Source organism: Halotolerantifilum yawarlongkerapense (assembly GCF_054506745.1).
The window spans coordinates 2,325,653-2,338,971 of record NZ_CP199719.1 but is presented as its reverse complement, the minus strand read 5'-3'; the positions used below and the strand labels follow the sequence as shown (position 1 = coordinate 2,338,971).

The following is a 13,319-nucleotide window of genomic DNA, read 5'->3' as shown; positions in this document are numbered from 1 at the left end:
ACCAAAAAGTTTTAGATATTTTTGTGGTGATACCCTATAATGAAAGAAAGATAAGGAGGCTACCATCATGCGAAAGGACAATCGGGAGGTCGAGGCGCTCAGGTCGCTCCTCGAAACCTCTCAACTGCTCAACTCCAGCCGCGACCTGGAGACCATCCTCATGACGCTCATGCGCGAGAGTATCGCGCTGATCCCTGGCGCGGATGCCGGCGCACTCTTTTTATTCGACCCCGGGGAAAATCTTCTGCAGATGCGCGCCTATGTGAACATGGGCGACAGTGTGGCAGATGTAAAGCTGGCACCGGGGGAATCCATGACGGGAATGGCCTTCATGGCAAAGCGGGCGCTTTTTTTCCGCACGAGCGAGGAGGTCCAGCGGGCCATGGGGACCATGGCCGAGCCCAACAAATCCATGGCCGACGACGGCCGGGTGATCGCCAATCAGATCAAGAGCGCCATATGCTGTCCGCTCATGAGCCACGGTCACCCCATCGGCGTCGTGGTCGTGGACCGCTTCAAGAGCGACAGACCCATGGTGGAGGCAGATGTGACCCTCCTCGAGATGATCGCCGAACAGGCGACCACGGCCATCGTGAACGGCCAGGTTTACGAGCGGGAGATCGAGAACGGCCGGCGTCTCGAACAGCAGCGCAACCTCTACCGCTATGCCACCCACCTGCATAGTGAGCTGACCACCATGATTTTAGAGGGCAGTTCGGAAGAGGCCATCGTGAAAAAGATGATGACGCTACTGGGCCGACCCGTCTTTCTCATCGATGGGCTAGGTCGGGTGCCCTTTCACGGGATCACCGACCGAAAGGTTCAGCAGGCGATTACCGAGGAGTTCCCACGGCTCATGGCTAAACTGGCGGGCGATCCCTCTCGGGCAAAACTACGGACCCAATCGCCCTATCATCCCTTTCCCATCATGGCCAATGCCGAGCTGATGGGCTGGCTGGTGGTCATGGGCGAAAAGACCCTATCCGAGCTGGAGATCATCACAGCCGAGCGCGGTGCGTCGGTCCTAGCCCTTCTCTTTCTCAAGCAGTCCGAAATGCTGGGCTTGGAGCAGTCGATCCGCGGCGACTTTTTCGATCAACTGCTGGAGGGACGTGGAGATGCCTCGGTCATGAGCAGTTACCGCTTTGCACCGGAAGGCCGCCACCAACTGGTCCTGGTCACCCTCCGCACGTCGAAAGAGGCGGAGGACGAAAGGACGCGGGAACGCAGACACCGGTCGGCGACGAACGATCTCTACAAGAAAATAGAAACTTGGTTAAAGAGCGAGGCCCCGGGTTCTTTTCTCGCTACCCGCAACCGTCGCCTGTCGATCCTCCAAAAGGTGGGGGGCGAACCACGGTTGGAGGTCCAGGCACTCTATAGTACGCTTTTGAAAAGCTCGATTCTCGAGGGCTTTCATCTGCGTATCGGGGTGAGCGACTCCTTTGAAGGTACGAAGCACTTGCGCCAGCACTACGATAATGCCAAACAGGCCCTTGCCCTGAGCGATGCACCGGTGGTTTTCCACGGGGATTTCGAGGTGCGCAAGTTCCTGCTGGCCAATGAGCCCAAGGAACTGGAGGCCTTTTACGAGAAGATCCTGGGTCCTCTGCTCACCTACGGGGGGACGGCGGGTGAGGATTTTCTCGAGACACTGTCCACCTACCTGAGGGAGAACGGCAGCTGGACCAAGGCTAAGGACCGGCTGCACATCCACGGGAATACCCTGACCTATCGTCTCCGGCGTATCTCGGAGCTGCTGGGGATGGATCTCAACCGGTATGAAGACCGGCTGAAGCTGCAGCTGGCGCTGGAGATCAAGGCGATCTTGGCGTCTCGATAAGGGGGAATCGATCGTGCATATTCTGGTGACGGGCTTTGAGCCCTACGGTGCTGATAGGCTCAACGCCTCCAAAGAGGTAGTCGACCACCTCCCTGAGGTTATCGGAGGCCACACGATCCACCGTCTGATCCTACCCACCACCTTCGACCGGTCGATCGAGGTGATGGATGCTGCGCTCACGCGCTACCGACCGGAGCTGGTGATTGCGGTGGGCGAATCGGTGGGGCGTAAACAGATTACCCTGGAGCGCGTGGCGATCAATGTCCAGGATGCACCCCTTCGAGATAACGCGGGAAGCCAGCCGGTGGACGAGCCGGTGATTCCCCAAGGACCAGCGGCCTATTTCTCGACGCTTCCTATTAAAGCAATGATGAGAGCGCTGGTGGATGAAGGGATTCCGGCACGTGTGTCCAACTCGGCGGGCACCTTTGTATCGAATCATTTGTTCTATGGATTGATGCACCATCTCCATCACCTCCTGCGGATGGTCCGGGGCGGTCTGGTGACGGTGCCGCTACTACCGGAACAGACCAAAGAAGATCCCAACTGCCCTTCTCAACCCCTTGAGATATCGGTGCGTGCGCTGGAGCTGCTGATCCTAGCAGCCGACCGGAGGGATGATTTGAATGAACCGGGCGGTCGAATCTGTTGACAATATTCCAAAGGATAAAGGAGAGATGAGACCCCGACGGGGGAATCATCTCTCCTTTTCATGTGTCTCTATCTCCGCTTTCTCAGGCTGAAGCCGAGTCCGCTGAGGACGAGTCCGAACCAATAGAAGAGTGTGGGAGGAATCTCGCCTGTTTGCGGCAAGGTTCCGGGGGCTTCTGGGATCGGTTCATCCAGAGTGATCTCCTCTTCAGGAGGATTGATCACTTTCGGACGCTCTGGTAGTGCTGGGGCTTGTGGTACGGGTTCTACAACCTCTACTTCTTCCGTCAGGTCGATAAAGATCGTACCTCCGCCACCGTTGTCGTCTCCATCATCGTCGTCATCATCATCGTCTCGATCTGGTGGATCATACTCGTTCGTGATGACCACCGTGGCCGATTCAACCTCTCCGCCGAGCGTAACGCTGTTCGGCGTGATGCTGAGCAGATCGTAATTCGTAGGTGCTGTCTCTGTCACCGTGTAGGTTCCTTCTCCAAGACCGGTTAAGGTCTCGGTGTCATTGCCCACGAGTGTCACGTTCTGATTGAATTCGCCAGGTCCTGTGACTACTGCGGTGAAGGTACGTGCGTTCGTTGAAATCACTGTGCCTACAGTGTTAACGACACGCTTCTGGATCGTGAGACTATAGGTCTCTTCTGGTGGTTCTTCTTCATCCACACTGTTGCGGATGGTCACGGTCATATCAGGGGTGTTCTCTGTCAATATCACGTTTGTAGGTGTGATATCGATCAGATCGTAACCCGAAGGCACATTCTCTCGAACAACATAGGCATAGTCGAGCGATAGCTCATCAAAGACAAGCGGTGTACCGGCAACTACGTCACCTCTTAAGGTTCCTCCTTCTCCAAAGGATAAGACGACTTCAAATGGTGTCGTATCACTTGTGATCATAGTCTCTCCATCCCATACTTCTTTTACGATGGTGATGGAACCGTATACCGGTGGTTCTTCCTCATAGTAGTTACTGAAGGTCAGCTCTTGTGCCAGATAACCCTGCTCAATGAGCACGGGCTGTATGGGATCTTCACAGAAGTAATCTGCTACAGGTACTTCCGTCACCACGTAGCTTCCTGGCTCAAGACCGTACAATGTGATGCTACCGTTACCCTCGATGGTCGGCGTTGCGGTAAAGCCCTTAGGACCTTCTACATTGAAAGTGAAGGTGACTTCATTACCCTCATCCAGAGAATCGTCAGCATATACCATCTTATTGATAGTCAACGAACCTGTGATCCACTCATTCTGGATCGTCGCGTTGATATCATCATCATTCGGAGTAAGCTCCACCGTAGCTGATGGATAATAATCGATCAGCCGGTACCCTTCGGTCGGTCGTTCGACCAGTTCGTATGTGCCGAGAGGCAGGTCGATGGACTTCGTCTCCCAACCTGTAAAGGTCAGAGTATCGTAGATCATTTCTCCATCCATGATGTCGACGACAAAGACGCCTTCGTCATCATCTTTCATTTCAAGCTCTTCGCCACCGTTATCAAACCAGACTTCTTTGTCAATGATCAGGAGACCGGTGGGTGGTGGTACCTGCTGGTTCTTCACTGCGATAACCGCACCCTTGTAAAGATCTACGCCCATATAGTTACCAGTGGGCTCATCATAAAGATCTCCACGTGCGTATACACCAGTGCCAGTTACATTCCACTCGGGACCAGATCCTTCGCTGAGTACAACGGTTTGGTCGAACTCTGGCTCAATCGTCAGCGGGTCATTCGTTGTGTCCAACTTGTACGATTCCTCAGTTCCTTGGATCTCAATGTTGATCTCCCAAAAGATATTGGGCTCATCCATTGACTCTCCCTCAGCATCGTACCATTCCTTGTCAATGGTTACTTCATACTTGCATATTGCACCATCGGATTCTGCTGTCGCAGAGAACAGCTCTTCAATCCAGTAGATGGTCTCTTCCATGTCGCCTGTGTAGAACAGATCGTATCCCCCTGCTTCTACTGTACCAGACTTTTCTACTTCCCCATCATGATACGTGTAGACCATATCATACGGATTCGGGTTCTCTACACTAAAGCGGTACTCACCACGCTTCTCTGTACAAACCGGTCTAAGAATTAGCTCTTCAGGCACTTTGTAATAAAAGGTCACATGGCTGATCTGGTGATCAATTTCGATAACCGAGTCAGTAGTCTTACCACCTCCATCGCTTGAAGGAGTTTGTAAGTTCGTGTCACTCAAAACTGGAGGATCGTAAGCATAAACATTTCCCTTGAGAGGCCCTCCTTTTACATACACATAGCTGACTGGAAAATTGGCCTCAAAAGATACTTTTGTCCCCATTTCATTCAGGTGAATCTCTACTCTAAAGTCTGATGGACCATAATAGACTCCATCTTCAAGTGGACCTTTTTCATCGTCACCTGGGATTTTCAATGCTAGGTATCCTTCATATTCAGGATCTTGATTCCCATCCCACATCGTAGGCGTAACGCTCGCACCCACACTGACGATTCCTGTTCCCATAACAAGGAGCAGGATCAAACCGAACGCGAGAATTCTTCTACCCTTCCTCTTCATTACCATCACTCCTACCTTCCTACAATACACAGATTGTCAACACCCATTATCTGTAAGGGGCCCCACTCCTCCCTTGCATTCAAAAACCAAAAAACGCCACAAAGAATGCGGCGGTCGGACGATCTTTCTCTAAAGAAAAAGACTCCTGGCTTTGCGTCCCCATCTCACGGTGGGTTTGCTCTTGACGCGCTTCAACGAATCCTCTTATCGTTTCCACTATTTCCTTATTAAACCAAAAGAAAACTGCCACAAAAAAACGTGGCAGTCGATCGTTCTCCGTATGCGGGAGATATCTGGCTTTGCGTCCCCGTCTCGCGGCGGGTTTGCTTTTCACAAATAGAGGAATTTTCAGATGAGTATCTATCCTATATATACCACCGAAGCCAGATGCTAAGCAAAATGTTCGAGAGCCAAGTAAAAATTTAATCCCCCTTGTATATCACAGAACTCGAAAAATTCACTCGAGTTAATAAAGATCATTCAGACTATTTCTCTTAACGATTATTCACCATTATCCAAATGCCTTGACGTTGAATAATTTGTATCTATATTGCTCAGCAAACCAAAACGCGAAAAATCAATTAATTAGCAACCGTCCGCGATACTTCCTCCATTAGAAGACCAACTCTTATTTGAGCTTCTGACTCAGTCGCATGCCAGTACGCTCTGAAGAAGACAGAGAAGACACTGAGCATCATTCCGAGTATCAGACCAATAGCCGTATTCATTAACACCCTTGGGCCTGTGGATCGTGTGGGCACGAAAGCATGAGAAATTACGATCATCTGGGAACCCGTGACTTTTGATGCCTCCTCGATGCGCGTACTCTCCAGTTGGTTCAAGAAGGCATCGTAGATTCGCTGTGCTGTGCTCACCTTGTTGGAGACCAATCTTTCCTCGTATTGACGATCGGAAAGAGCGAGCCTTAGCTCTTCAATCTGCTTTTCCATTTCAGCAATAGATTCTTTGAGCAAGACGTTTTCCTGTTCAAATCGCGTATCTAGGTTCCGCAGTTGCTGCTGGACACGTTCTTCGGCTATTCGCAGATCCGTGTGACGTGATGTCAACTCTGTATGCATGGGATTAATCTCTTCGCTATACATCGTTACATCTGAAAAACCAGAGGCCACAGTATCCTTGAGCGCCGGCTCGTCATAGAAACTCTTCTGCACCTGAAGCACCTGCTGGGTTTCGGCAAGCTGATTATCTACCGTACTCAGCTCAGCACGAAGTGACTTGATCGCCAGTTCTTTATCGAGCTTTTGGTTCTCGTAACGATCGTATAGTCCCACTTCCTTTGACTTAAACTCATTGAGCAGTCCTTGGTGAATGCTGATCTCCGAGCGTAACTCGTCAGAAGACTTCCCCGTGGCGATCAGTTCGCGGTGCTCTCTTAGACTTTCCTCGAGTGACAGTTTCTCGCTTATCATCTGCTCAGAAAGAAAAGAAGAAGAAATTTCAAACCTGCCCTTTTGTAAGTCGTCAATAAACTGCATGTACTCTTCTTTTACCGTGTTCGCCAGCATGGCCGCATACTCGGGATCTGTATCCGTGACGGTGATATGAATCATGTTGGAGTCTTCATCAGAAGTCACATTGATCTTCTGTCTGAATCCCTCGTATGTAATGTCCTCCGGCAGTTTAGCACTCTCCATCACAAGGCTGATCACCTCATAGCTCAGGATTTGGTCACGATACGTTGCAATCGAGAAACGGGGCATGGCATTTATTCCCTCCAGCAGGGCACCCATATCATCACCGTTCGAGGCATCCATTCGCTGATCAGCCGTGTTCGCCGGCATTAAAACAGCCGTGGCTTCATATGTGGGTTCCATCAGGAACTTTGATCCAGCAAAGGCTAGAACGCCAAAAACCAGCGTGACGATTAATATCGTCATCTTTCCTCGAAGCAACGTTTCGATCAACTCACGTAAGCTGATTTCATCAAAATGGTTCTCATTCAATAAACACACCTCTTTTGTAAAAATTATGAAATATGACAACGCCACTATTATATCAACTATTCCGTGTCGAAAAACCTCTACTTTTGTCGAACTCCGCATTCTGGGCAAAAAATTCGGAATCCCGTGAGTAGGGATTCCGGAAAACGATTATTTGTTCAGTCAAGACGTCTTTAGCGCTCGCGCCCAGGCCTTGGCCCGCTCGATCTCGCCATCAAAGAGGGGCCCTTCCTTGTCCTTGACAAAGAATCCAGCGACCTCTCCCGCGGCACTTCCTCCGCTTCTTAAGAGCTTCTTTTGCATCGGTTCTGCAGCATAGCCAAAGACCGACACAAAGGCGTTCAGCACCTTCGAGTTTACCTCTTCCAAAGAAGCACGTGTGTCGAAAGCCGCCACACGTCTTCCCCTTAGGCTACCGCGGGATTGAGTCCCCAACCAGTCATTAATCGCTTTTGTGGCTTTAAAGGCTCTGGTGGGCGATCCCACCACTACGAGGGACACCGCCTCTGGTACCGGACCGGGACCTGTTTTCACGTCGATCACCTCTACCTCAAGACTTTCCTTGAGCGCCTCCCCGATGGCTTCCGCCACTGCCTTGGTGTTGCCGAAAAACGAATCGTAGACTACCCATGCTTTTTCACCCACAATAGATCCCTCCCAAAAATATTTTTGATCCATCTGATTATTACTACCCATTTTCATAAAATTGTAGCATTTTTGTAACCATTTTTTACCTTAAATCGGGGATTTTCGACATCCTTCGACCTTTCCAAACGCACGCGAATCCGATATAGTAGAAATGAATCGTTAACGTGCGAAATACAGAGGAAGACTAAGGTGATTTTTATGCAGCAACGCATCAGACAGGGTGCTCTGATCCTGGCGGATATCCTACTCATCAATCTATCGTTCTTACTGGCCTTCTACCTGCGCTTTGAAGGTAGCCTCCTATCGGGGCAGGCCATGCAGTATCTACATACCTACGAAGATATCTTTATCACCATCACACTGATCAAAGTGGTGATCTTCTACTTTTTCAAGATGTACTCCAGCCTCTGGCGCTATGCCAGTGTGGACGAAATGGTCCAGGTGGTCACCGCTAGTTTCTTTGCCACGGCGGGCACCACCACCTTCATGGTCCTGACCCAGAACCAGCTACCGCGGAGCATCTACATCATGACCTTGATTCTTGACGTGGCCTTCCTGGGCGGTCTGCGCTTCTCCTACCGCTTCTTCCGTCTGATGAAACAACGACGGCTGGGACGACACAATGAGGGGAAGAAAGTCCTCATCGTGGGCGCGGGCGACGCCGGCGCCATGGTGGTCAAGGAGCTCAACCGTCACACGGAACTCCACCTGCACCCGGTGGGCTTGGTGGATGACGATCCCATGAAAAGAGGCAAGGTGATCGCCGGCGTCCCCGTCATGGGTGATACCCTGGATATCCCGGCTATCGTCAAGCGGGAGGGAATCGATCAGATTATCATTTCCATCCCATCGGCCTCACGTAAAGAAATCGCCCGTGTGACATCCGAAGCCACGGAAACGGGCGTCGAGCTCAAGATCCTACCCGGTATGTACGAGTTGATCGACGGCCAGGTGGACATTCAGAAAATCAGGGACGTCAAGATCGAGGACCTGCTGGGTAGAGACGAGATCGTTCTTGCGTCTGATGCCATCGACAGCTACATCAAGAACCGGACCGTGCTCATCACCGGCGGTGGTGGCTCCATCGGTTCAGAGCTGGCCCGACAAGTGGCTGCCTTTAACCCGAGAAAACTCATGCTCCTCGACATCTACGAAAACAACCTCTACGCCGTGCAGCTAGAACTCAAGAGAAAGTACCCCGATCTCGAACTCGAGGCCATCGTGACCTCGGTGAGGGACCAAAGGGCCATCGACCTGCTCTTTCAAAAAAAGCGCCCTGAGGTGATCTTCCACGCTGCGGCCCACAAACACGTGCCCCTCATGGAGACCAGCCCCAAGGAAGCCATCAAAAACAATGTTTTCGGTACCTACAACGTCATGGAGGCGGCTAAGAAGTACGAGGCCGACCGTTTCGTTCTGATTTCCACGGACAAGGCCGTCAATCCCACGAATGTCATGGGCGCCTCGAAACGCATCTGCGAGATGCTCGTGCAGAAGGAAAAGGACGACCAGCACACCAAGTTCGTGGCCGTCCGCTTCGGCAATGTCCTGGGCTCCAACGGTAGCGTGATCCCGATCTTCAAAAAGCAAATCGAAGACGGCGGACCCATCACCATCACCCACCCCGATATCACAAGGTATTTCATGACCATCCCCGAGGCCAGCCGACTGGTCATCCAGGCGGGCTCTCTCGCCTACACCGGCGAAATTTTCGTGCTCGATATGGGCGAACCCGTCAAGATCATCGACCTGGCCAAGAACCTGATCCGCCTCTCGGGTCTCAGACCCTACGAGGACATCGACATCCAGACCATCGGCCTCAGGCCCGGTGAGAAGATGTACGAGGAACTCATCCTCAATGAGGACAATGCGGTCAATACCGTATTCGAAAAGATCTTTATCGAGAAACCCGATCCCATTGACCTCTCCCAATTGCTCCGGGCCATGGAGACTTTCCGCGCCCACTTTGATGATGAGGACGATGCGGCGATCAAAGGTGTCATCAAGTCCTTGGTTCCTACCTTTCATCAAGACAAATAGAACTAGTGTCTTGTCTCGTTGATGTTTAGATATATTTAATGCTCGTTTATGTATTCAAGGATGTGAGCTTTGGATATAGGGAAATGAGTTTTACCCTTGCTTGATCATTCGTGAAATGCCATTTAATCTTGGAAACATCTGTATTTCTTTTCGATTCCCATGCTCTTAGCTCGACGTCTAGCTTTTCGATAGAGTCAATCCTACGGCTTAAACATTGTTTCGTCATCACGTTGAGCTCAATCTCAGCGATATTTAACCAACTACCGTGTTTAGGAGTGAAGTGTACCTCAAAGCGTTTAGCCAATCTTCGTGCCTCTGCTGCTGGAAAAGCTTTGTACAGCGAACCCATGGTGTGCGTATTCAGATTATCGAGAACCAGAACAATTTTCTCAACTTCAGGATAACAAACATCGGCTAGGTACTTGATTTCATGAGCCCAATCCACTGCAGTTCTCCGATTTCTAACGCTTACGTGGCGGACGCCATTCAATGGTTCTGTGAAAACAAATATGCTGCAAGTGCCGTTGCGGACGTATTCCGAGTCAATTTTCTGCTCGCTACCTTTGCGCATTGGTAGCGGTTCACGTGATTCTCCATGAAGTTGGTAAGGTTTTTCATCCATGCATACCACTGGACGCAATGAATCGTACGGCATCTCATAGACATCCAAAACATCTTCCATCCTTGCTACGAATTCTCCGTTTTCTTTTGGCGGGATGCACCAGTAGATGTTTTTGTGAGGTCGCAATTCGTTTTTTTTAAAGCTCTACCGATTGCATCCTTACTAACGGGTACGTCCAATTCAATTTTTGCCTTTTCTTCTAATAATCGAAGGGTCCATCTTGAATGGCCTTCTGGTGCTGGACCACAAGCAATTTCAATGAGTTTAGCCTCTGCTCTTCCGTCAATCTTACGACGAGCATTATCGGAATTGACGCTTCTGTTGACAGTGAGTACATTTTCTATGCCTCCGTCAACATAATATCGAATGACATTATAAACAGTTGCTTTGCAGACACCAATCGATTTCGCACACTGCTCCTGTGTATACTGCTTACCATGGGCTTCGTCAAGAGCTAAAATAATCTGGCATCTACATTTGATGGTGCGACTTGTTGATTTCTTGCGCATCACAGATTTTAACGCGCGTACTTCTTCTTCAGATAAGGAGACAATGTACTTCTTTTTTCTTGCCATTAGAATCACCGCCGTTTCTTTTATTATACCACGAAAAGGCAGCAATACCAATACTTACAAGCGTTTGAGTTAACTTATTTTTCAACGATACAAGACACTAGAGCGCACCTTTCTCAGCGATCAGAGATGTGCGCTCTTTGCTTTCAATATATTGACTACGAGACAGGAGATGCACCAAAATACCCGCACCCATCGTATCGGTGCGGGTATTTTAGTGCATTCATTGTTTTGATTTCGCCTATCTATACTTTCTAAGGCTTGGATCTAAGTCAAGCTTTTGGACAAGTTTTAAGCAAATCACTGTTAAGCCTAGGTTATCCTCGATTGCAATCGCAAATTGAAAAAAGCACCTACGCGTGTAGATACTTCTTCCGATATACTTCATCAAGCTTTGAACTGTCTCATCTTATCGGACAGCGCGCGGATCTCTTCGTTAAGCGATTCGATTGCGTCACTGATCTCCATCACGCGGGAAAGCTGCTCTTCTGTGGAAGCATTAATCTCTTCTGTCGACGCAGCGGACTCCTCACTGATGGCCGCCATGGATTCCAAGGATGCGATCAGATCGCTTTTGAGCGCCTCCATTTCCGTGGTCTCTGTAATAAAGAGGTTGACCATCTCTTCTACCTTGTTCACGCTGTTGTCGATCTCGTCGAAAACAGCCACCGTTTCCGTCAGGTTCCCCTGGGCGCTATCCACGGTACTGCTCGTCTGCGTAGCCGTCGCATCGGTTTGAGTCACGATCGCCACGATACTTCCGATCAACTTGCTGATCTCCTCTGCAGAATCTGAAGACTGCTCGGCAAGTTTTCGGATCTCATCGGCCACGACGGCAAAGCCTCTGCCCGCTTCACCGGCCCTGGCCGCTTCGATCGAGGCGTTGAGCGCCAGGAGATTCGTCTGATCGGAGATCCCCTTGATGGTTCCCACGATGTCTTCAATCGACTGTGAGTTCTTGCTCAGTTCTCCAATGTTCTCGGTCATCTCACGGGTGTTGCTCACCGTTTCAGAGAAAACCTGCTGCAGTTTCATAATTTTCTCACGACCGAGGGCATTTGCTCCTACCATTTCCGAAGATAAGGCACTTGTCTGATCCAGTTGCGAAGCAATGCGGTTGATACTCGCACCGAGGTTCTGCCCGGCCTCGAGACGCTCGTTCACGCTAGTCGCGGTTTCCGTGGCCCCGCGGGCGATCTCTTCCACGGCTCTTGTCACCTCGTGGCTCGAACTGGTCAAACCATCCACGTTGCTGGTGATCCGATCCGACGAATTGACCACGGACTCGATGCCCGAGGAGGTCTGCTGGATCAGGCCCCGCACCTGGTCGATCATCTGACCGAAATGCTTACTCAGGGTACCGATCTCATCCTTTGACTCATAATCGATCGACGCGGTGAAATCGCCGGCACCCACCTGTGCCATGGCCTGTTCCATCTTGGCCAGGGGTTTGGACACCCACCGACCGATGATCCACTGGATCACAGTGATCAGTAGCAGGACTGCGATCAAGATGGCCACGAGGTTTCCGATCAGGTTCGCGCGCTGGATGGCTGCGATCTCTGTTCCCGGATAGGTCACGACGAGAAGACCACCCTCAAAAACACGGGACATCGTATAGTAGGTGGTCCCGCTGATACTGACCTCGCTTAGCCGATCGGTCGCCTTGGTCGCTTGTTCCATCCATGAGTGGGACGCGGTCGACTCCCCGATCAGGGTAGGATCCTTGTGATGCAAGATTGTTCCCTCTTCACCGACGATCATCCCGAAACCACTATCGCCGATCACCAGTTCTTCGATGCTCTTTTGCACATCGAGGTTCGCCAGCAGTTCCGTTACCGCTTTCGGTTCCAGGCCGATCTGGACGATCCCCAGTTCGTCGATGCGCGAGACACTGATGTACTGAAAGAGCGAGCCATCGGTACCGCGGACCGTAGGCGCCTGGGCGATGGCCCCATCCCGGACCTCGAGAAGGGGTAAAAAGGGTTCCGTCTGCTCCGTGGTGGCAAAATCAAAGCCGTAGAAGTCCACGATGTTGCCCCATCTGAGGACCCCTTGCCCATCGGTCACGTGGACCTCGTCCACCCCTAAGATCCCTGCCACTTTGATCATGCGAGCTGTCTGAAGAATCTCGGGATCCTCGCTGATCATGAGCGCCAGCGACCGGGCAAGCGCAATGTTCTTTTCATCGAGCGCCGCCTTGGTGATGGCAACGACCTCATCGGCCGATTCAAACTCCTGCTCCAAATTTGTCAGCTGGTCGCTCAGCTGCAGACTGACCACCTGTTCCATGGCATCATTCGTAGTGATCGTGTTGTACACCGCCTGTGCGCCGATCGCTATGATGATAATGATACTCGCGATCAGTACGATTTTACTCTTTAGTTTCATCAGCTTTACCTCCATATTTTCCAGTGCAT

At 50.9% G+C, this 13,319-nt stretch carries 9 protein-coding genes and 2 riboswitches; of the genes, 3 read left to right on the top strand and 6 right to left on the bottom strand.

Features of this window, described 5'->3' with window-relative positions; genetic code table 11:
* Positions 1–67 precede the first annotated feature (67 nt).
* Positions 68–1,843 carry a helix-turn-helix domain-containing protein gene (locus ACULM0_RS11485; RefSeq protein ID WP_463677671.1) on the top strand — a complete coding sequence of 592 codons (1,776 nt, stop codon included), beginning with the start codon at positions 68–70 and terminating at the stop codon, positions 1,841–1,843.
* A 13-nt stretch (positions 1,844–1,856) separates the two neighbouring features.
* A complete protein-coding gene (gene pcp / locus ACULM0_RS11480; protein ID WP_463677670.1) occupies positions 1,857–2,495 on the top strand; it encodes a pyroglutamyl-peptidase I in 639 nt (212 codons plus the stop codon).
* Positions 2,496–2,563: 68 nt separating this feature from the next.
* Here pcp and ACULM0_RS11475 read toward each other — a convergent pair whose 3' ends face one another.
* The 3 genes from ACULM0_RS11475 to ACULM0_RS11465 all read right to left on the bottom strand — a co-directional run bounded on the left by ACULM0_RS11475 (position 2,564) and on the right by ACULM0_RS11465 (position 7,662).
* Positions 2,564–5,062 (bottom strand): LPXTG cell wall anchor domain-containing protein, encoded by a 2,499-nt coding sequence (locus tag ACULM0_RS11475; RefSeq protein WP_463679884.1) that lies wholly within the window; start codon positions 5,060–5,062, stop codon positions 2,564–2,566.
* Between the two features lie 100 nt (positions 5,063–5,162).
* Positions 5,163–5,246, bottom strand: a riboswitch (cyclic di-GMP riboswitch).
* Positions 5,247–5,313: 67 nt separating this feature from the next.
* Positions 5,314–5,394, bottom strand: a riboswitch (cyclic di-GMP riboswitch).
* Positions 5,395–5,637: 243 nt separating this feature from the next.
* The gene (locus ACULM0_RS11470; protein ID WP_463677669.1) at positions 5,638–7,020 is read right to left on the bottom strand and encodes a GumC family protein; all 1,383 of its coding nucleotides are present in this window, start codon (positions 7,018–7,020) and stop codon (positions 5,638–5,640) included.
* Positions 7,021–7,179: 159 nt separating this feature from the next.
* On the bottom strand, positions 7,180–7,662 hold the full coding sequence (locus ACULM0_RS11465; protein ID WP_463677668.1) for a flavodoxin family protein: 483 nt from the start codon (positions 7,660–7,662) through the stop codon (positions 7,180–7,182).
* 201 nt (positions 7,663–7,863) lie between these two features.
* Between ACULM0_RS11465 and ACULM0_RS11460 the strand changes: the two genes are divergently transcribed.
* Positions 7,864–9,705: a polysaccharide biosynthesis protein gene (locus tag ACULM0_RS11460; RefSeq protein WP_463677667.1), complete on the top strand. Its 1,842-nt coding sequence runs from the start codon at positions 7,864–7,866 to the stop codon at positions 9,703–9,705.
* 46 nt (positions 9,706–9,751) lie between these two features.
* On the opposite strand, the gene ACULM0_RS11455 is transcribed toward ACULM0_RS11460, so the two are convergent.
* From ACULM0_RS11455 to ACULM0_RS11445, 3 genes are all read right to left on the bottom strand, one after another.
* Complete coding sequence (locus tag ACULM0_RS11455; protein ID WP_463677666.1) at positions 9,752–10,453, bottom strand: IS630 family transposase; 702 nt, start codon at positions 10,451–10,453, stop codon at positions 9,752–9,754.
* Entirely contained in the window at positions 10,393–10,902 is a 510-nt protein-coding gene (locus ACULM0_RS11450; protein ID WP_463677665.1) for a helix-turn-helix domain-containing protein, read from the bottom strand. The genes ACULM0_RS11455 and ACULM0_RS11450 overlap by 61 nt, the downstream gene beginning before the upstream one ends.
* Before the next feature lie 384 nt (positions 10,903–11,286).
* The gene (locus tag ACULM0_RS11445; RefSeq protein ID WP_463677664.1) at positions 11,287–13,290 is read right to left on the bottom strand and encodes a methyl-accepting chemotaxis protein; all 2,004 of its coding nucleotides are present in this window, start codon (positions 13,288–13,290) and stop codon (positions 11,287–11,289) included.
* Between the last annotated feature and the right edge of the window lie 29 nt (positions 13,291–13,319).